The following is a 20,536-nucleotide window of genomic DNA, read 5'->3' as shown; positions in this document are numbered from 1 at the left end:
TATTGGATTTAAAGTTTATTTTGTTTAAGCCTACCTAGGAAGTTAAAGCCGTTGTATGCTGGTTTGCCTTCACATAGTATCCTGTTTTGAATAAATTATACTGTATAAAATTTTAATTGTCAATCAATTTTGAACAGTATAATTTTTTTATTTTATACTGTATAATTTTATGTAACTATATAAAATTTATCGATATGCATAGGATTTAAATTAAAAGATGATTCCTATTTTTTATAGAAATCATCTTTTTAAAATTGCTTGGCTTTTTTATGTAATTGACAAAATGTAAGTTTAATGGATTATAATCTCTTTTTCTTCCGGTTTTCTAAAATGGATCATCATTTGAATGATTTCATCCATTCTCACATCGGTATCCGGATTCTTTAAAATATCTAATAACTTTTCCTGGCTGCTTTCTGAATAGACAGACTCTGTTAATTTATTAAATTTCACAATGATATCATCGATTGAAATATTGTCTTTCGGTTCTCCAATAGGCTGGCATAAACCGGATTTATAAACTGAGCCGTCCTTCAATATAATTTCTACTTCACATAAACGCTTTGCAGGGAATGCTTTTTCAAACGCATCATCAATAATAAACTTCATTTTGTCCATCATATCTAAAATTTTAGGGTCAACTATTTTATCATCTAAAACTTGGGCAGGGCCTACTTCTCCATAGACGATCGCTGCTGCAATTGGATAAGCAACATTATATTGGGCTTCCTCTGTATCTGTCGGTTTTCCTTTATATAATGCCTCTGCAGCTTTAAAGGTCAAAACATTAACGTTACTAATATCTCTGTAATCTATTTGATTCTTTTTCATAAGTTCAATACTTCCGCAAATTGGTCCGTGAGCCCACCGACAACATGTGAAAAATTTAAAGTAGAGATCTAAAAATTTATAATCCTCTCCCAGGCTATGAATATACTCAGCATATTTTTCTTCGTGAAGAATATAACGCCTGGCTGTAGTTCCTTCTTGCGCCATAATAACTGCTGCCGCACCAATCAAACTTCCTCCATAAACTCCGTCTTTTCCCATTGCAGGCGTTTCTACCGACCGCATCACGGGAGTTAATGGGGCATTAAAATCAGCAATTCCTAGAGCTTCCCGGATCTGCTCCTCGGGCATTTCTAATATTCTCGCCATACCGGCTGCCATACCAAAGGCCGCCCATGATCCTGACCCGTGATAATAATTATAGAAATCATGAAGTGCCAATCCATGACGAATGGAGGTTTCATATGCTACAATCAAAGCTGTTAAGAATTCTTTATAACTGATTTTTTTATATTCTCCTGCTGCAAGAAGTCCTGAAAAAATACCGCACCCGGGATGTCCCTTTAGCATACTGTAGCCATCATCAATATCCAGCGCATTGGCGACCATGCCATTGGCAAGGGCTGCCCCCGTTATGCTGCTTTTTTCCCCCGTCACTAATAACGTGGCTTCATCGCCTGAAAACAACCGCTTCGCACTGTTTGTCATTCTTAGAGATGAAGATGTCTTATAGCCTACAGATACAGCTCCAATAAGATCGATCATACATTTAATTGCCTGTTCCTGTACCTTTTTAGAAAGCTTCTCCCATGCTTCGTTCAGTATATACGCCTCGACCGTCCTGTACATTTTTTGTTTCACTCCTTTTCATTAATTTTATACTGTATAAATATAATTTTTTAAATTATACTGTACAATTTTTTTGTTGTCAATTAATTTTATACTGTATAATATATATTATTTTAGATTAGATATGCTATAATAGAATCATCAATTTGGAGGTATCGTTATGGCATATAAAAAAAGTAAAGAAACTAGAGACAGGCTCATTGCAGTTGCAAGGGATCTTTTTTACGAGCAGGGCTTTAAAAAAACATCTGTCCGTCAAATATGCAAAGAGGTAAATATCAATCACTCTTTGATATATTATTATTTTAAAAACGGTAAATATGGTATCGGTCAGTTTCTAATAAACGACCACATGCGTCGCTGCATCCGTGCAATTTCAAAGTATTTTCCTTATAGAGACAATTACTTGCTTTACAATCTTTTACTCATCCGTTTTATTTTTAGGGAGATCAGCCAAGACCCGATTGACCTGGAATGCTATATTGCCACTTGGGAGGAGGAACAGATTCATCGTCCTTTTCTAATCGAAACCTACTCCATCACAAAAGAATTAAAACTCAATGTAAACTATACGGATGTAAAAACTGCCGTTTTAATGAGTGATTATGTTTGGCGGGGACTGTATGAAGCCAAGCACAACGGGAATCTTGATCTTACAGATAAAAAAATAAGAGATCTTACAGACATTACCCGTTGGACAAATCTCGGTCTAGATAAAGAATCCCTCATGAAGGAAATAGAAAATGCAGAAAGGCTCCTTGAAACGATCCCTATACAGCATATTCATTTAATTAAACCATAGTCCTGCAGGTGAGGAGGATTAAAATGTCAAAAGCGATTATTTCTTGTAAAGTATTCAAACCTGAAATTGATGCACTGTTGAAACGCTTTAACTATGATTACAAATGCATATATCTAGAGGAGCAACTCCATAATACACCTTCTGATTTGCATGATCAATTACAGGCTGCCATTGATTCTCTTGAAAATATCGAAACAATCTATTTAACGTATGGAAATTGCGGAAACAGTATACTGGGACTAAAGGCTACAACCGCTGCTATCGTATTTCCTAAAACCGATGACTGTATTCATACACTATTGTATTACAACAAAGACTTCCCCAACATGAGAAGAGATACATATTTTTCCTCAAAAGGTTGGTTATTAGGAAAAGAGGATTTAGGGTTTGAATATGATCGAATGAAAGAAAAGTACGGAGAAGCCAGAGCTTTAAGAATTGTTAGGGCTATGTATACTAATTATAAATATTTGTGTTACATAGAAACTGTTGATGAGGATAAAGAAATCACAGAAAAACGATGTGCTTTTAAAGCTGAAAAGTTTGGGCTTGCATTCGTAAAAACAACGGGATCTCTAAAGCTTCTGGAAGACTTGTTAAGAGGAGTCATCGATGAGCGGTTTGTAAAAATTGAGAAAGGTTCTTCCGTCCCATTAAATTTAAGATTTATTACATTTTGAATAGGTTCAATAGAAAGTGGTATCAGCAATATACCCGTTTTAAATATTCATACCCTTCTATTAACGCTTCTGCTTATAGGACCATTAATAAAAAACTCCCGTCGGGAGTTTTTACGCTGTGTCAACAATACATCTAGCCTATCAGGACTATTACCATCTGACATAGGGCAATTAAGATCATATATTCAAATGATCCATTAAATTCTTATTCGTGCGTTTTGATAACCGTTCCCAGGAATCCCATAGATTCCCTATTTCTTCTACTAAGTATGGATCAAATTGCAATCCTTTATTTATTTCAACTTCCTGCTTGCATTTTTCCCATGAAAAAGCACTTCTGTAGGATCTGCTGGAAGTCATCGCATCTATGGCATCACAGATTGCAATAACCCTCGATCCCAAAGGTATATGTTCTCCGGTAAGTCCTTTGCAATATCCTTTCCCGTCCCAGCGTTCGTGGTGGTATAAAACAATATTGGCTATGTCCTTTAGACTGTCTGAGCGATTTAGGATATTATATCCCATTTCTGGATGCTTCTTAATGCATAACCATTCGTCCATCGTTAATTTTTCAGTTTTATTTAAGATATGATCTGGAACACCTATCTTTCCAATGTCATGCAGATGCGCTGCTATATGAATATCTTCCAGCTCTTTCCCCTGTATCCCAATCTTTCTAGCCAGGTCATAGGACATATCTGCAACTCTATTAGAATGGCCGCTCACATATAAATCTTTTGCTTCCAGTGCTCCAACAAGGCATTCAATTACATCATGATAGATTTCTTTTGCAATGCATTTCATTCAATTCCGTCCCCTTTATAAAAAATGATTTTATCCTATTCTAGCGTGTACCCTAACAATTAACTGCATTTTTGACAGAGACCAGAACAATCAATCTGTCCTCCTACGACATAAAAATTCATCAAAGGTTTACCTGTGTATGTGCAATGAACTTCTGAAATTGTTTTACGTTTCCAACCGCATATGCGACAGGTCATTTCAATATAATAATAGTTGGTTAACATAAAATATCGCGTTCCATCTTTTAAACTACTACAGTAAATCTTTCTTTTTAATTGCAGTTGCTCAATCATTCTATAGACGGTTCTTAATGCAATAATCTGTTTGTCTATATTGATAGCAGATAGAACATCATACACACTAAGTTCTTCACCTGCCTTTTCCTTAAAAAGTTGATATATGATCTCTTCATATCTCGATATCCTCGAAGTTTTAGCACTTAACTTCATTGTAATTTGCTCCTTTATCCACTAGGATTTGGTTGTTTACCGGGTCCAATATTTATTGACACCTTTCGAAGGCAAAGATGTAATGATATTAATTATCATTTTCAAAAAGGGGGGAATATTTTATCTTATGTCACATATCCACCATTTTCGTACACGAGTGATTTATGAATTTTACATAGGTGTTCAAATAATGAGTATTGTAATTTAGGGTGGACTATAAGCGGCGGTGTTAGAAACAGCTCCTATTGCAGTCCCTCTTGTCAACAGCATGCGTTTTTAGATTCGGTAGACAGACTTCTCTATGAAGCAAAATCCTCCGGCAAAAATCAAATCCGATCTGCGTAGCCCTAAACCATTGATACCCCAAAGTTTTCTTTATATTTAAAAGGACCTATATAGGTCCTTTTAAATGTTTATTTCCATAGACATGCAGGCAAAAGGCCGCCCCAAAGGTTATTTCCGGGGCAGTCTGCCTTTTCATCAGAAGTGTCATTTATGTGATTGATGGCTTTCACATTGATCAGATACACTACAGGAATCGCCGCAGCTGTCGCAGCCTCCTCCTGATTTCTGTCTCTTAATATAGCGATAGATACTAAAAGCTACAATAGCAGCGATCAATCCGCCAACAATAAAATCAGCCATTTTTTTCCCTTCCTTTCTTCATGGGTTGAGAACGTATAGAGATTTTTTTCATTCATCAACCTATGCCAATCCAATACCTAATAAACTTCCTATTTGATATACCAGCATGGATACAAACCAAGCGATCCCGCATTGATAGGCAACAGTAAACAAAGTCCATTTCCATGAATCCAATTCCTTTTTGGCTGTTGCAATTGCTGCAAAGCAAGGGGCATACAGCAGAACAAATACCATTAGTGAATAGGCGGCCAGTGGAGTAAAATGCGCCTCTAGGGCGGTTCCTAAAGCACTTGTCAATTCTTCCAACTCTTGGCCGATATACAGAATACCCAATGTACCTACAACAGCTTCTTTCGCCACTAAACCAGTAAGCAAGGCCGCTCCGATTTGCCAATGAATCTCTGACGTTCCTTTAATCACGCCAAAACCGTTTAGTGTAAACAGAGGTGCAAGCCATCCGCCAATTACACCAAAAATACTTTCTGCAGAATCCTCAACCATCCGGAAAGAGAAGTCGAAGGTTTGACAGAACCAAATAACCACCATCATGGAAAGTAAAACTGTACCAACTTTTACAACATAACCCTTTGCCTTATCCCATGTATGTATAAGAACAGATTTTATGCTGGGAATCCGGTAAGGCGGAAGCTCCATCACGAAAGGAGGCGCCTCTCCCTTAAATACAGTTCGGTTTAAAAGGATGCAGGACAGCATGGCAACCACCACACCCAAGGCATAGATACTAAATACGATCGTTCCTTGGTTTGATGCAAAGAAAGCTCCTGCAAATACAGCATATACCGGTATTCTTGCTCCACAAGACATAAAGGGCATCAATGTGATCGTCAGTCTTCTGCTTTTTTCATCTTCTAAGGTTCTTGTACCCATAATCGCAGGAATTGCACAACCATAACCCATCAGCAGGGGCACAAAAGCCTTTCCTGAAAGCCCAAAGGGTCTGAATACCCTATCCATTACAAAGGCCACTCTTGCCATATAACCGCTGTCTTCCAATACTGAAAGACATAAAAACAATAATAGTATTAAAGGCAGAAAGCCCAGCAGTGCTCCCAAGCCTGCAAATATTCCATCAACTACAAGACTCATTAGGATATCTGATACCCCAATGCTTTCCAGAAAGCCTGCCACTGCTTCCGGTATCACCTCTCCGGTAAATTCTGCAAAGGGATCTGCAATCGCTGTACCGATAGGTCCTAAGGCAATTTGGAAAATAGCATACATAACTAAAAAGAAAATAGGTAATCCTAGTATTCGGCTCGTGACGATATTGTCAATTTTATCGGAAAAAGAAAGTTCGCCTTGCACTCTTCCCTTTTTAATATATTTTGAAGTAATTTCACTGATATATTTATACCTTAAATCAGCAATCATGGTTTCTATTTCTTCTTCACCTTTGCCTTCACTTGCTGCAGCCATTTCATCAATGGATTTAAACAATGCCGGGTCTATTTTCAATTTTTCCTCAATAATACTGTCCTTTTCCAGCAATTTTACTGCGTAATAAAGGGTGTTGCCGTATCCGGCTTTTTTTAGGATTTCACGAACACTTTCAATCGCAGCTCCCAGTTGTGTCTTCTCTAGAGCAGTCTTGCCCAGAGGCTTAGGATTTTTTGCAGATTCTATTGCTTTCTCCACAAGTTCTTTAATTCCATGTCCTTTTACCGCAGTGATGGGCACTACCGGTACCCCTAATTCTTTTTCCAATCCTGCTGCATCAATAACATCTCCATGTTTGTTTACTTCATCCATCATGTTTAAAGCAATCACCATTGGTATTTCCAGCTCAATCAATTGTGTTGTCAAGTAAAGATTTCTTTCAATATTTGTTGCATCTACGATATTGATGATTAAGTCCGGTGCCTCTTGTGAAAGATAATCCCGGGCAATCACTTCTTCCGGCGTATAGGGTGAAAGTGAATAAATTCCGGGCAAGTCAATAATATGAATCTCTTCCTTAGATTTTTTACACTTTCCTTCTTTTCTCTCTACTGTAACACCGGGCCAGTTTCCTACGTGTGCATTACTTCCGGTTAAATTGTTAAAAAGCGTTGTTTTCCCGCTATTCGGGTTTCCTGCTAATGCAAAACGATAAGCCATTTTTTGCCCCCCTTATTTTCTATATCTTCTCTACTGTAACCTGATCGGCTTCAGCTTTTCTAATGCTCAATTCATAGCCCCTTATGTTTACTTCAATGGGATCTCCTAACGGTGCCACCTTTTTCATAATGATCTTAGCACCGGGTGTTATGCCCATATCCATGAGCCTTCTCCGAATGGGTCCACTCCCACCAATGCTTTTAATGGTTCCGCTTTCATTTGGTTTTAAATCCTTTAAAGAAACTACCACAATTCATTCCCCCTTATTTGATATCTGTATTAATCTGATATCGATATTCATTATCATTAATGATTTAAAATTTTTTTCCCTCTATACCTGTACCATAAGTTGTTGGGCAATTCCTTTGTTTAAGGCCACTCTTGAACCTCTAATACATACAATCAAGTCGCCATTTATTTCAGCTAATACGGATATGGCTGTCCCTGGCAAAATCCCCAATCCTTCAAGAAATTTTTTCGTAGTCTCCTTAGCTACACATCTGTTCACAACGGCTTCCTTTCCTACAGGCAACATGGTTAAGGGCATAATGTTCACTCCTTATAATTATTTTAATAACGATAATCATTATCATCATATGTCCTAAAAAAAATACTATTCCTGACAATTCCGAACAGTAATGATTTTGATCCTTGGATTCGCATATCATTAAATTCTGATTATTGTAGAAGGCATACCTGTGCTACAAAATATCAAAATTCCCTTTTATTATGTACAGTAAATACGGACCCTAACTTCGCTGTTATTGTACCATGTTTTTTTGACAACTGTCAATATTTTCATGAAAAAAAGCACATTTTTTCCTTCCAATCCATCATACTGAAATTTAATTCATTGCTTGTCTTTCCTAATGATTTAGGGGTAAACCCGTATAGGAGTGTGACTGAGAAGTTTTATATTCAACGGAACGGTGAAACACCGTTCCCTACGTAAATCTAAAACAGGAATGCAGGGATCGACGCCCTCACCGTTCCGAGAAATATTAAATTTCCCAGTCACACATCTATATCGCATCTCTTTATAGATGTTTATGCTACATCTGGGATAAACCCATCAAATTGTGCTTTATATAGTCTGGCATAAATACCATTGTTATTTAATAATGTCTCATGGCTGCCTTCTTCTACAATCCCCTCATCCGTCAATACCATAATTCTATCCGCTTTTCGAATGGTAGCCAACCGATGGGCAATAATCAGCGTAGTCCGATTTTCTGACAACTGATAAAGGGATTCTTGAATTACCTGCTCTGTTTCATTATCCAAAGCAGAGGTAGCTTCATCCAGTATCAAAATCGGTGGATTTTTCAAGAATATCCGTGCAATGGAAACTCGTTGTTTCTGTCCTCCGGATAGTTTGACACCACGCTCACCAATATAGGTATCATATCCGTTTTCCAAACCCATGATAAATTCATGGGCATTGGCCAGCTTTGCTGCCGCTATGATTTCTTCATCACTTGTACCTATTTTTCCATAGGCAATGTTTTCTTTTATGGTCCCGGAAAATAGGAATACATCCTGTTGTACAATCCCGATATTCTCTCGGAGAGATTTCTGGGTGATCTTTCGGATATCTATGCCATCAACTCTTATACTCCCCTGATCGATCTCATAGAATCTTGGTATCAGGCTGCAAAGCGTGGTCTTTCCACCACCGGATGGGCCTACTAGTGCTACGGTTTCCCCTGCTCTGATTTGCAGGCTGATATCATGCAGTACGTCCTTTTTGTTATTGTAGCTAAAGGTTACATTCTCAAAGCGAAGATCCCCTTGGATCCTTCCTACAGTCATCGCATCCTTATCATCTTGGATATCCGGTTGGAGATCTAATGTTTCCGTAAAGCGGTTAAACCCTGCCATTCCCTTCTGGAGGTTTTCCACCAAGGTGGTTATCCGCCGGATAGGCTGTAAAAACATGTTGACATATAATAGAAACCCTACCAGTTCTCCAGTCGTTAACTGATCATAGTATAGAAATATTCCTCCAAAAATCACTACCACTAAACTAATGAGATTAGAAAAAAAGTTGATGCCTGAAAAAAACTGTGCCATTACTTTAAAAGCATTTTCTCTCGATACTCTAAAGTTGGTATTGCCTACTTCAAACTTTTTTTCCTCATACCATTCATTGGTAAAGGACTTTACTACTCTGACTCCTGAGATGCTGTCTTCTACCTGGGCATTGATATCAGCTACTTTTAGCCGCATTTCTTTAAAAGCGTTTTGCATATGTTTATTCTTCGAAATAGCAAACCAGAGCATGATAGGCACGATGGTAAAGGTTATCAGTGCCAAGGGCCAGTGAACTGTCAGCAAAATGATGAAAGCGCCCATCAGGGTTACTGTAGCAATAAATAAATCCTCCGGGCCATGGTGGGCCAACTCTGATATCTCATTTAGGTCATTGACCAGTCTTGACATAATGTGTCCTGTCTTTGTGTTATCAAAATAGGTGAAGGAAAGCTTGTGAATATGATTAAACAGATCCTTTCGCATATCATATTCCATTCGCACCCCCAATACATGCCCCCAATAATCTACTACGTAATTTAAAACATACCTCAGTATATACAAGATTAGCAGTACTGCACCCATGATCAGCATTACGCGCAGGTTTTTGTTCGGTAAAACATCATCGATCAGTTTTCCCACTGCCATGGGAAAAACCAGGTCTAAGCCTGCAATGAGAAATGCACAGCCAAAATCCAAAAAAAACAAAGGCATATGTGCACGATAATACTTTGAAAATCTTCGAATCATATCTCTCTACCCCTTTTAGTCCCATTTGTTTCGATCTTCTAAATAGTTACCTCAAATTATTATATCATATCTTTCTTTGTTCCTATCACACATCTTCGGCTGCTGCATAAAATAATTATTAACGCTACAAAATGAGTAGGTGAAATGATATGAAAGCTGTTCCCAGCTATAGAGATCATGTTGTCGGTGTAGAAACACCCATTCCTTTAATGAACGGAACGATCGCAAAAGCAATTAATTTTGACAATGCTGCCACTACACCGCCCTTTATCTCCGTCATACAGGCCATTGTCAATTTCTCCCCCTGGTATTCTTCCATACACAGGGGTACCGGATGTAAGTCGCAATTTTCTTCTAAGCTTTATGAGGAAGCCCGGGAAGAGATTGCGGAGTTTGTCCGGGCAACCGGCTCATCACAAACCGTTATTTTCGTTAAAAATGCTACGGAAGCCATCAACAAGCTTGCCTATCGCCTATGCGACAGTCAAGATCATGGAGTCGTTTTATCCTCCTGCATGGAGCATCATTCCAATGATTTGCCTTGGCGGGAAAAATATACGGTAGATTATATTGACATTGACGAACAGGGCAGATTGTCTCTTCGCGATTTAGCGGCTAAGTTGGAACAATATCAAGGTCGTGTCAAGTTAGTTACCGTGACAGGGGCTTCTAATGTAACAGGCTATCGCAATCCCATACATCAAGTGGCTGCTATGACCCATAACTATGGCGCCAAGATTCTTGTGGACGGTGCACAGTTGGTTCCCCATACTCCCTTTGATATGAAGCCTGTAAGTTCTCCCGAACATATTGATTTTTTAGTTTTCTCTGCTCATAAAATGTACGCTCCCTTTGGCATTGGCGTCTTGATTGGTCCTAAGTCCGCCTTTGAAGAAAGCTGTCCGGATTACAAGGGAGGCGGCACGGTTGATCTTGTAACCCATGACTTTGTCCGTTGGGCACCGCCTCCACAAAAAGAGGAAGCAGGCACTCCTAACTTAATGGGCGTTATGGCCTTAAAGGAATCCATACGGACCTTATCCAGTTTTGGAATGGATAAGATTGATCGATATGAAACTTTTCTGCTTTACTATGCACTTGAAAAGTTACGAAGGATTCCCGATATCGAGCTTATCGGCAGCCACGAACATCAGAACCGCGTAGCTATTATTCCTTTTAATATTTCCGGAATGCCTCACGGCACCACAGCAGCTATTCTCTCCTATGAAGGAGGTATCGCTGTACGCAGCGGATGTTTCTGCGCCCAGCCCTATGTACAGCGGCTGTTAAAGATTCCTCCTGAAGAAATTCACGAACGGATCAAAGATCCTCATGTTCCCCATCCTGGTTTGGTGAGAATCAGCTTTGGATTATATAATACCCGTGAGGAAATAGATACCTTAGCTGCTTTATTGCAGCATATTGTACTTCATAAAAAAGCTTATTTAGATAAATATCAAGCCATCTCCCCTCCCATTCATTAACTTTTTTTCTTCAAAACCCTTCCGCGGAAGGGTTTTTTCCTGCTTTCTTTTCTTATAAAATTCCTCTTTTGGGATACAATAATATTACGCATTGAAAGCATATACCCATGCATAAGGGAGGACAATCGTTTTGGAAAAAAAAATGAATCTGCTGATGTTCAGCGGAGATTATGACAAGGCACTGGCTGCACTCATTTTGGCCAACAGTGCTCGTGAAATGAATGTGGATGTAACAATGTTTTTTGCTTTTTGGGGACTTTTCTTACTGCGAAATCCAGAGACATTTACCCTTGAGGAAAAGACTGTGTATGAAAAAATGTTCAGCATGATGACACCCAAAGGTCCTGAGGACCTTCCCCTTTCTAAAATGAATATGAGCGGTATCGGCAAACAAATGCTGCTAGAAATGATGGATGATAACGAAGCACCTCATCTTTCTGATTTTTTAAAGGGTGCCTTGAAAAAAGGTGTAAAATTTCGCGGTTGTAAACTATCCATGGAAATCATGGGCTTTAAGCAGGAAGAGATGATCCCCGAGTTGGAAATTGTCGATGCGAAGGAATATTTAAAGGATGCCCTTGAAGCGGATATGCAGCTGTTTATCTAAGGCACAATAAAACACCTCCTATTGGTAAACCTATAAATCCCAGGAGGTGTTCTTATTTATTCAGCTGGTTTCCCATATATGATGTCAAAGCCCTCTGCTTTTTTAATTAATTGATATCCTATAAAGCCCTGCTGCAGCAACTGCTGCTGTTTTTCGATATCTCTATTGGAGAAGACAACTTGTTCAACAAAGTCTATTCGACTGGGTTTTCGAAGATCTCTAGCCAATAAAAACCTCAGCTTTCCCTCGTACACACCGCTCCGATTCTTTAAATCCCGTATCACAAGGCCTGTATCCATCACATTTTTTAGACTTGGATAATTATAAGGAGAAATGGTAGAAAAGACATGATAATATCCTAGGCTTTCCAGCAATGGGATCGTGTGCTTCAATAACCTTGCCTGTAATCTATTTCCCCGATACTGGGGATGTACGACGGTTGCCTCTAAAATAGATACCTTTCCAAGCTCTTCTTCAGGAATATTACATTCCCTGCCTAAGTTGTAGTCACTATCCGGTTTTGGAAACGAAATATTTCGATAGGCAATCAGCTTTCCTTCAGAAAAAACACCAATCATTCTACCTCTGCCCGGTGCTAAGATCTCCTCCCGCATAAACGTTTCCGAATCAGCAACAAATGTCTGTTCATTTTCCAAGTGATTACTTACAAAAGCTTGCAACGCCAACACATCATTTAAATAAGCTGCATCGATTAGCATCATTTCATAGGGTACTCTGATTCGTTTTTCTCCTTCGATCTTATTCAGGATCCCTTGCTCTAATAAATGTTTTACCCGCTGAGCTCTTTCTTTTAACGGCATGCTATACAAAATTCGTTTTTGTTTTACTAAATTTTTCATCCGTTCTCCTCCTTTATCGAATTTTTGTCCTCATCTCCTTTAGATTCGTATTCTTGTCTACTATATTTATTTCTTTTTCTTCCCCGTTATTCCTGCTTTTAATCATTTTTTACCCGCATTCCCCTCAATCAAAAAATAAAGACAGCAGGAGGCCGCCTTCATCGATCATTTATTTAACGCAATGATCTACATTTCATCTGTGCTAATTTTCTACCTCTAGTGCAGGGTAATAAAAGACTCTTCTTTAACAATAACTTGATTGTTTTTAAGAATTTGTTTTGTCCGCTCCCCTTCATCAATAGAATCTAAATACACGATTTCCGAAGGTACAATTTTGATCGCTTTTAGAGACTCTCTCTCATGCTCTATAAAAAATGGATCGGGAACATAAGCCTTTGCCTCGTCAAATATTTCAGATTGTTGAATGCTTGTGGTAGCTTTTCCAAAAACCTGCACCCCTTTAATCCTTCTAGGACTGATATATTCAGTATTGACGAGTAGGCATACATTGGGATTTTCATCAATCGCATGAAACTTTTCCCCGCCGGCGGAGAAGATATAAATGTTCATGTCTTCACCGATAGAATATTGTACAGGACTGCTTCTTGGTATATTGTTGAGGCTGGTTGCCAGAGAAGCTTCTCGATGTTCTTTCAAAAATCCCTGAATATGCTCTTTTAATTCTGCTGCAGACATGGCTTTGTCCATATCAAATCCTCCCTTATCATCATGAATCAATGGTTTCTACCGGATACAAGCAGGCAACTGCATTTATAGTATTCGTATTTCGCTAAATCCTATTCAGTTCAGCCCATAAAGATCTACAAAAAAGTCATTGATGGAATTTCTTCTTTTTTTTCTTCTTAATAAGAATCGGAAGCAACGAAAAAGCAGCCAACATTAAAAAGAAAGCAATAATTTTAGGCGAAAATAAATCCTTTGTGGATTGAATGCCTCCTAAATTTTTCCCTGCAATTGTATAAATAATTGATCCGGGAAGGCCTCCTAAAGCTGTTGTCCAGAAGAAGGTTTTAGCAGAAACGTTGGTAACTCCTGCCAAAATATTGATCAAAAAAAAGGGAAGTATGGGAATAAACCGTATGGTTAGTAAATAGTTTTTCCCATATTCCTCTAATTCCCGATTTAGTTTTGAAATTTTCTTTCCATATTTTTTATATACCCATTCTTTTCCTAAATACCGAGCCATTAGGAAGCAAAAAACAGCACCTCCTGTAGCACCAATATTTACATAAATCATTGCGGGTAGCACCCCAAACAAAAATCCTCCAGTAAGGCTTAGAAGAATAGCTCCTGGAATTGCAGTGGCCGCTACAAGAATGTATAGCAAAACATATCCAGTTGCTGAAATAACATAATGTTGTGCTACATAGTCTTTTAACAATTCTTTATTCTGCTGTAAGTTTTCCAAGGTAATCCAATCTACTAGCCGGGTCTGGCTTAAAACCAAAGAAGCTGCTATGATAAATAAGAGAATCCATCCTGTTTTGTCGTACTTTTTAATTGACTTCATCTTTTTCTCCTAATAGTTAAAAGTTCTCCAGTAAAAGGGCTCGAACAGGTGCTGCTTCTGCCTCCGGAATGAAAAGTGGGGGAGCAATAAGAAAATATTCTCCTTCCTGAATTTTTGCCAATCTCAAACCCTCTAAAATGATGACCTCTGCTCCCAGTAATATTTTATGGGTTACATGATTTGATTGTGCTCTTTCAATGCCAAGAGCATCAATTCCTACACCCACAACCTTTTTTTCCTTTAAGTAGGATGCCCCTAATTCATCTAAATAGACAAATTCAAAATCGAAATCCTGCTGGTAGGAGTTTTTTGTTTTAAATAACAAGAAATCTCCTATTTCGATCTGCTTTTTCTCTAAATCCGGTTTTGATATCTTTTCTGACAACGCTGTAAAATCAAAAACCTTACAAGGCCTAATCACTTTTTCTAAATCTAATGCTTCAATAGTTTTTCCTCCCTCCAACATATGTAAGGGCATGTCTAGATGGGTACCTGTATGCATTTCCAGTGAAATTTTAGATTCAAAAGCAGAAGAAGTTTCATAGTCTCTTATTATTTCCAACTTTGGCCTTTTTTCTTCCTTGTTTTTATAAACCGTCATGGCTGAATGGATTGGCATAGAAATATCATAAATTTTCATCAATGGGCCCTCCTTTATAGGTTCCACCACTTACGTCCGCTTCTCTCAATTAATTGCTGCCCCTGCTGCGGCCCCCAACTTCCCGCTGAATAGTTCTCTATCAATTCTGCTTTATTGCTGCAGCAGTTAGAAATCTCATCAATAAAGCGCCATGAGTACTCTACCTCATCCCAGCGTGTAAAGCGGGATGCATCCCCTGACATTACATCTAATAGCAGCTTCTCATAGGCTTCTGGAGAATTATTCTCCAAATTGCAGTTTTGACAGAAATTCATTCCCACAGGGAGTATTTGCTGCAGGTTCCCTGGCTTTTTAGCATTAAACTGAAGTACAGTACCTTCCTCAGGCTGAATTTTAATCACCAGCAAATTCGGATTACAACCCTCTTCACATTCCTTGTAGAAGGGTTTAGGCGGCTGCTTAAACTGCACCACGATCTGAGATGTCTTCTGTTCTAACTTCTTACCGGTCCGAATATAAAAGGGTACGCCACGCCACCGGTCACAGTCTAAGAACAGCTTTAAAGCTACATAGGTTTCTGTTGTAGATTGCGGAGATACTTTTTCTTCCTGTCGATAGCCGCTATACTGACCTAGGGCTACATGCCGGCCAATGGCAGAAGCCTTTGGAAAGTGGATCGCCCTCAATATTCTTACCTTTTCATCCCGTATAGATTCAGCATCATTTTTTTCAGGTGGCTCCATAGCTGCTATTGCCAATAGTTGAAGCAGATGGTTCTGGACCATATCCCTTAGTGCCCCTGCTTTTTCATAATATCCTCCACGGCTGCCTACCCCTTCTGTTTCAGCTGCCGTAATCTGAATATGATCAATATATTGATAATTCCAAAGAGGTTCAAATATTGTATTGGCGAATCTGATTACCATAATATTTTGGATCATTTCTTTGCCTAAATAATGATCAATCCGGTAGGTATCCTTTTCAGAAAAAACCTTTCCGATTCTTTTGTTCAAACGTTGTGCTGAAGGTAAATCCTGCCCAAAAGGTTTCTCAATAACAACCCGCTGCCACCCTTCGTTTTCCGGGATTAGATTATGTTCTTTTATCTTTTCCACAATGGGTGCAAAATTTTCTGGAGATACGGCCAAATAGTACAACCGATTTCCTGCTGTATTATACATTTGATCGATCTGCAATAAATCTGCTTTTAATTTTTCATAGCCGTCTTCCTCATCGAAGGAAAATGCCCGATAGTATATTCTTTCACTCAATCGATCCCAGAGCACTTTCTGTACTTGAAATCGAGAATACTTCAGTACAGATTGGTAAAGTTCTTCTCTGTAATCCGTATTGCTCTTTTGTTGCCTGCCTACAGAAATTACTGTAAAACCTTCTGGAAGCATGCCTTGATACATTAGATGATAGAGGGCTGGGATGAGCTTCCGATGTGTCAGATCTCCAGTTCCTCCAAATATGATCATGCTGCAGGATTGATTTATTGTCAAAATCATCGTCCCCCTTATAGCTTTTCAACACCATGCCCACCGAATTGATGCCTTAAACCAGCGATCAGCTTTCCAGAAAAAGTATCCTGCTGTTCTGAACGATACCTTACAAATAGAGAATCTGTAATCACAGGAGCAGGTACCTTTAGCCGCAAAGCTTCCTCTACTGTCCATAACCCCTCTCCTGAGGAATGAATAACTCCTTTGATTGTTTCCAGTGAAGGATCTTCCTCAAAAACCTTCTGAGTTAATTCCATAAGCCATCCTCGAATCACTGAGCCATGATTCCATACCTGTGTAATTTGTTTATGATCAAAATTAAATTCACTTTTCTCCAAGATCTCGAAACCCTCACCGATTGCTTGCATCATTCCATACTCAATGCCATTGTGGATCATTTTGACATAGTGTCCAGCACCTGTTTTGCCTACGTGGGCATATCCATTCTCCAAGCAGGCATCTCGAAAGAGCAGTTCTAGATAACAAAATACTTCTTTTGCTGCACCGATCATCATACAAGCACCATTTCGTGCGCCTTCTATACCGCCACTGGTTCCTACATCTACATAATCAATCTTCGCATCCTTTAACCGTTCATACCTGCGAAGCGTATCCAAATAATTGGAGTTTCCCCCATCAATGAGGATATCTCCAGGATTTAACCGCGGCATAAGGGATTCTATAAGGTTATCTACCTCTGATCCTGCAGGAATCATCATCCAGATTACCTTTCTTTCCTCTAGGCTGCCGGTTAAGTCCTCCAGGGTATAGGCTCCCAGGATTCCCTCGCCCTCAATCTTCTTGATCTTATCAGTACTTCTGTTATGGGCGATTACTTCATGACCCTTATCCCTTAGATTCAATGCTAAATTATAACCCATCTTTCCTAAACCAATTAGTCCTATTTTCAAGCTTTCCACTCCCTTTATGCATTCTCCCTTCAGAATACACATTTTAATACATTCATATCCCTAGGCAACTATTTTAAACATTCCTTTTGCTATGGTATGCGGTCTTCTGCTAAAACTTTCTTCTATCTTATTAGGATTCCCATCAGATTTTCTTTTCGATGCAAAAAAACAGCCCCCTTTTACGGAAGCTGCCGGATAAACTCGTTATTATGATCAATCTATCGTAGCAATACCAGAATCAGTATCCCTAGAATGATCCGATAATAACCAAAGGGTTTAAAATCTTTTCTGCGGATGTATCCCATAAACATAGAGATCACTACCAATGCTACGAAAAAGGATACAATAAATCCAACGGCTAAAAGCATCCACTGTTCCCCCGTCATCATGGTTGCTGACTTAAGCAAGGAGTAGCCTGAAGCCGCTGCCATTGTTGGAATTGCCAGAAAAAATGAGAACTCTGCTGCTACATTTCGTGACGCGCCCAGAGCCATTGCACCAATAATGGTTGCAGCAGACCTGGATGTTCCGGGAACCATGGCCAAGCACTGGAATATACCGATTAGAAAGACCGTTCCATATCTTAATTCTTCTAAGTAATTGATCCGATAGCTTTTTCTGCGGCTCTCCATCCAAATCAGAATAATACCGCCAACGACTAGTGCAATTGCAACGGTATAGGGATTAAAAAGATATTCTTCAATCAGATCTGCAAAAAGCGCACCCAACACCAATGCCGGAATAACGCCCACAGCGGTTTTCTTCCACAGGCGCCAAATGTCTCTGCGTTGACGTATGGTCTTATTTCCTGAAAAAGGAATCAATTTGTCATGAAAATATATAACCACGGATAGGATTGCTCCTAATTGGATTACTACGTTAAACATATTTCCAAAGCTTCCTTCCAGGTTAAACCACTGGTTCGCAATGATTAGATGACCTGTAGAGGATATGGGTAGAAATTCTGTAAACCCTTCAATAATCCCCAGTATAATTGCTGTAATAATTTTATTCATACTTTTACACCCTTTCCGCTTTCCCGATAATCCTATTGATTATGCCTTATCGAGAAGTGTTGTCTGAAAAACATAGTCAATTTATTATAACAAATATATGCGCACTTTTCTGTTAAAAATAAAAATCTGTAACACTTTTCAAGGGAATGGTAAATATTACAAGGAAAACGTTTATTTCTGAAAATTTTAAATATTATAAAATTTTCCTATTGACTCTGCTTTTGATCCCTGATACAATACATTTAATCGAAATATTTTTATGCGATGACGGAGAAGTGTATTTTGAACATCAGTTCCAGAGAGTCGGTGGTCGCTGCGAACCGATACTGAGCCTTAATACAAATCACTCCTGAGCAGTATCTGCGAAAGTCTCCCAGTAGTGGATACCGATTAGCCTCGATAACGGCTTAGGTTTAAATGAACCGACAGAGAGGCATTTCTTGTCGAAAGGCAGAAATGCAAAGCAGGTGGTACCGCGGGTGAACAGCTCGTCCTTGCAATAGTCATTTATTGTGAGGATGGGCTTTTTATTTTGGTAGAACATGGGAAGGGGGAATTTAAATAACGCTGATTGCGCTTTATAGAGACTATTTGTATAGAATCAACAATAATAGAATGGAGGAATTCCTATGTCAATGGTTCAAATGAAATATGAAAATGCTGTAAACCCAACAAATACTGAAGTTATTTTAAAAGAAGAAAAACAGAAAAGCAATACTTGCGTTGCTGGCCAAGAATCTCAAACCCAAGCCAATAACCCTATGAATGGATTTTCTGTTAACTATTGGGGTGCTGGTTCAAAGACAGATGAACTCTGTTGGGATCTCTGCTGGGACGATTAGACTTATCTACTTTCATTGCTTATTTGTGGTATTTATATACTGTCTTCGTCAAAACCTTAGCATGCTGCTAAGTTTTTTTTTGCACTTTTCCATATTTATCTATCCCTATTGGTTCCGCCTGTGGTAATCCTCCTCTCCTATTCTTCTATACAACCAATCTGATGATATAACTTCTCTACAAGTTTTTCTAAATCCTCTTCCAACTTCCTGCTAGCCTTTTGGGAAAAAGGATGTTTGGGCAGCTTCATGGAAAACAAATTTTTTCTTTTTCCTTGTAAGTAATGATATAAAATTTGCGCCTCATCGAGGGCCTCCCGTTTGAGTCTTTTCTGTTTTTCCGTATTTTCTTCATTTAATTGCAGAAAAATAAACTCTTTTAATTCCTCCAATAGGACCTCTTTACTTTTTCCTTCCAATAATATTCTTCTTTTGAGCCACAGCTTATAGTTGCGAATATAAAATAGCTTTGCTTGCTTCCCATTTAGAAGCTCTACCGCCAACAGATCTCTTTGTTTTTCTATTGTTTTTATTGCCTTTTGGCGCTGATTTAGCATTTTGGCCAAGGCTAATTCATCGCGATAAATAGCCGCTTTGTGATATTCTAGCTGTGCTGCTGCCGCTGCCATTTTTTCCTGTAAAAATATTAAAAGGGATTGATCTCTTCCTTCCAAAAAAGAGACTGCTTTATCGATTTCTTCTCTATAGGCCTTATGGTCACAACTTTCTATACAAGCACCTAAGCAGTTGTGCAGCTGGTAGTTCAAGCATCCTCCCCCTTTAGGAATGCGTTGGCTGCTGCATCTTCTGATCTGAAAATACTTATGAATCAGTTCCAATATCTTTTCTGCCATACTGCTCTTCGCAAAAGGTCCGAAGTAAAGTCCCTGATCCGCAGGGTTATACACAATTGACAACCGTGGAAATTCATCTTCTATGGAAATATGGATATAGGCATAACCTTGATCATTTTTCATCAAACGATTATAAAAAGGCTTGATCTCTTTAATCAATCTGCATTCCAACACCAATGCCTCTAACTCTGTATCCGTAACAATATACTGAAAATCTTTTACAACTCCCATCATGCGTTCAACCTTAGGAGATTGAGATTTCATACTTTGAAAATATTGCTTTACCCGCTGCCGTAGATTTTTAGATTTTCCTACATAAATCACATGATCCATGGCATCTTTCATCAGATAAACTCCAGCTTTCTCCGGCAACAGTTTTGCCTTTTCCTTCAAATTCAACGATAACAACTC

The 20,536-nt window shown here is 38.8% G+C and carries 21 protein-coding genes and 1 other annotated feature; of the genes, 5 read left to right on the top strand and 16 right to left on the bottom strand.

Annotated elements, in window-relative coordinates:
• Positions 1–291: 291 nt before the first annotated feature.
• Positions 292–1,638, bottom strand: coding sequence for an MmgE/PrpD family protein (locus tag Gferi_RS15420; protein ID WP_069978003.1), 1,347 nt, complete (start codon positions 1,636–1,638; stop codon positions 292–294).
• Between the two features lie 160 nt (positions 1,639–1,798).
• On the opposite strand from Gferi_RS15420, the gene Gferi_RS15415 reads away from it, so the two are divergent.
• Together Gferi_RS15415 and Gferi_RS15410 are read left to right on the top strand one after the other, a co-directional pair.
• The gene (locus tag Gferi_RS15415) at positions 1,799–2,440 is read left to right on the top strand and encodes a TetR/AcrR family transcriptional regulator (RefSeq protein WP_069977997.1); all 642 of its coding nucleotides are present in this window, start codon (positions 1,799–1,801) and stop codon (positions 2,438–2,440) included.
• Between the two features lie 23 nt (positions 2,441–2,463).
• Positions 2,464–3,120 (top strand): DUF1638 domain-containing protein, encoded by a 657-nt coding sequence (locus Gferi_RS15410; protein WP_069977995.1) that lies wholly within the window; start codon positions 2,464–2,466, stop codon positions 3,118–3,120.
• A gap of 177 nt (positions 3,121–3,297) precedes the next feature.
• On the opposite strand, the gene Gferi_RS15405 is transcribed toward Gferi_RS15410, so the two are convergent.
• The 7 genes from Gferi_RS15405 to Gferi_RS15380 form a co-directional block, all read right to left on the bottom strand.
• Entirely contained in the window at positions 3,298–3,924 is a 627-nt protein-coding gene (locus Gferi_RS15405; protein ID WP_069977993.1) for an HD-GYP domain-containing protein, read from the bottom strand.
• 59 nt (positions 3,925–3,983) lie between these two features.
• Positions 3,984–4,373, bottom strand: a complete 390-nt coding sequence (locus Gferi_RS15400; RefSeq protein WP_069977991.1) for a transcriptional repressor — start codon at positions 4,371–4,373, stop codon at positions 3,984–3,986.
• 489 nt (positions 4,374–4,862) lie between these two features.
• Complete coding sequence (locus tag Gferi_RS27665) at positions 4,863–5,018, bottom strand: FeoB-associated Cys-rich membrane protein (RefSeq protein ID WP_083273591.1); 156 nt, start codon at positions 5,016–5,018, stop codon at positions 4,863–4,865.
• A gap of 60 nt (positions 5,019–5,078) precedes the next feature.
• Positions 5,079–7,136: a ferrous iron transport protein B gene (feoB, locus tag Gferi_RS15395; RefSeq protein WP_069977990.1), complete on the bottom strand. Its 2,058-nt coding sequence runs from the start codon at positions 7,134–7,136 to the stop codon at positions 5,079–5,081.
• A 19-nt stretch (positions 7,137–7,155) separates the two neighbouring features.
• On the bottom strand, positions 7,156–7,386 hold the full coding sequence (locus Gferi_RS15390) for a FeoA family protein (protein ID WP_069977989.1): 231 nt from the start codon (positions 7,384–7,386) through the stop codon (positions 7,156–7,158).
• An 81-nt stretch (positions 7,387–7,467) separates the two neighbouring features.
• Complete coding sequence (locus Gferi_RS15385; RefSeq protein ID WP_083273590.1) at positions 7,468–7,683, bottom strand: FeoA family protein; 216 nt, start codon at positions 7,681–7,683, stop codon at positions 7,468–7,470.
• A gap of 500 nt (positions 7,684–8,183) precedes the next feature.
• Entirely contained in the window at positions 8,184–9,917 is a 1,734-nt protein-coding gene (locus tag Gferi_RS15380; RefSeq protein WP_069977988.1) for an ABC transporter ATP-binding protein, read from the bottom strand.
• Positions 9,918–10,066: 149 nt separating this feature from the next.
• Between Gferi_RS15380 and Gferi_RS15375 the strand changes: the two genes are divergently transcribed.
• Both Gferi_RS15375 and Gferi_RS15370 read left to right on the top strand, forming a co-directional pair.
• A complete protein-coding gene (locus tag Gferi_RS15375) occupies positions 10,067–11,401 on the top strand; it encodes an aminotransferase class V-fold PLP-dependent enzyme (RefSeq protein ID WP_069977987.1) in 1,335 nt (444 codons plus the stop codon).
• Positions 11,402–11,531: 130 nt separating this feature from the next.
• The gene (locus Gferi_RS15370; protein WP_069977986.1) at positions 11,532–12,008 is read left to right on the top strand and encodes a DsrE/DsrF/DrsH-like family protein; all 477 of its coding nucleotides are present in this window, start codon (positions 11,532–11,534) and stop codon (positions 12,006–12,008) included.
• A 56-nt stretch (positions 12,009–12,064) separates the two neighbouring features.
• On the opposite strand, the gene Gferi_RS15365 is transcribed toward Gferi_RS15370, so the two are convergent.
• The 7 genes from Gferi_RS15365 to Gferi_RS15335 form a co-directional block, all read right to left on the bottom strand.
• Positions 12,065–12,868 (bottom strand): GNAT family N-acetyltransferase, encoded by an 804-nt coding sequence (locus Gferi_RS15365; RefSeq protein ID WP_069977985.1) that lies wholly within the window; start codon positions 12,866–12,868, stop codon positions 12,065–12,067.
• A gap of 216 nt (positions 12,869–13,084) precedes the next feature.
• Positions 13,085–13,576 (bottom strand): pyridoxamine 5'-phosphate oxidase family protein, encoded by a 492-nt coding sequence (locus Gferi_RS15360; RefSeq protein ID WP_069977983.1) that lies wholly within the window; start codon positions 13,574–13,576, stop codon positions 13,085–13,087.
• A gap of 124 nt (positions 13,577–13,700) precedes the next feature.
• Entirely contained in the window at positions 13,701–14,399 is a 699-nt protein-coding gene (locus Gferi_RS15355) for a TVP38/TMEM64 family protein (protein WP_069977981.1), read from the bottom strand.
• 16 nt (positions 14,400–14,415) lie between these two features.
• The gene (locus Gferi_RS15350) at positions 14,416–15,039 is read right to left on the bottom strand and encodes a cyclase family protein (protein ID WP_069977979.1); all 624 of its coding nucleotides are present in this window, start codon (positions 15,037–15,039) and stop codon (positions 14,416–14,418) included.
• 14 nt (positions 15,040–15,053) lie between these two features.
• Complete coding sequence (zwf, locus tag Gferi_RS15345) at positions 15,054–16,505, bottom strand: glucose-6-phosphate dehydrogenase (protein ID WP_207645756.1); 1,452 nt, start codon at positions 16,503–16,505, stop codon at positions 15,054–15,056.
• Positions 16,506–16,519: 14 nt separating this feature from the next.
• Complete coding sequence (gnd, locus tag Gferi_RS15340) at positions 16,520–17,458, bottom strand: phosphogluconate dehydrogenase (NAD(+)-dependent, decarboxylating) (protein ID WP_257785944.1); 939 nt, start codon at positions 17,456–17,458, stop codon at positions 16,520–16,522.
• Positions 17,459–17,634: 176 nt separating this feature from the next.
• Positions 17,635–18,432: an undecaprenyl-diphosphate phosphatase gene (locus Gferi_RS15335; protein ID WP_069977977.1), complete on the bottom strand. Its 798-nt coding sequence runs from the start codon at positions 18,430–18,432 to the stop codon at positions 17,635–17,637.
• 255 nt (positions 18,433–18,687) lie between these two features.
• Positions 18,688–18,931: a binding site (T-box leader), on the top strand.
• Positions 18,932–19,061: 130 nt separating this feature from the next.
• On the opposite strand from Gferi_RS15335, the gene Gferi_RS15330 reads away from it, so the two are divergent.
• Entirely contained in the window at positions 19,062–19,274 is a 213-nt protein-coding gene (locus tag Gferi_RS15330) for a hypothetical protein (protein ID WP_069977975.1), read from the top strand.
• Between the two features lie 137 nt (positions 19,275–19,411).
• Here the strand turns inward: Gferi_RS15330 and Gferi_RS15325 are convergent, their stop codons facing one another.
• Positions 19,412–20,524 (bottom strand): GIY-YIG nuclease family protein, encoded by a 1,113-nt coding sequence (locus Gferi_RS15325; RefSeq protein WP_069977973.1) that lies wholly within the window; start codon positions 20,522–20,524, stop codon positions 19,412–19,414.
• Between the last annotated feature and the right edge of the window lie 12 nt (positions 20,525–20,536).

Origin of the sequence: Geosporobacter ferrireducens, assembly GCF_001750685.1 — a bacterium.
GTDB classification, from domain to species: Bacteria; Bacillota; Clostridia; order Peptostreptococcales; family Thermotaleaceae; genus Geosporobacter; species Geosporobacter ferrireducens.
Note: the sequence above shows the minus strand (reverse complement) of the source record. Positions and strands in the feature narration are given on the sequence as shown.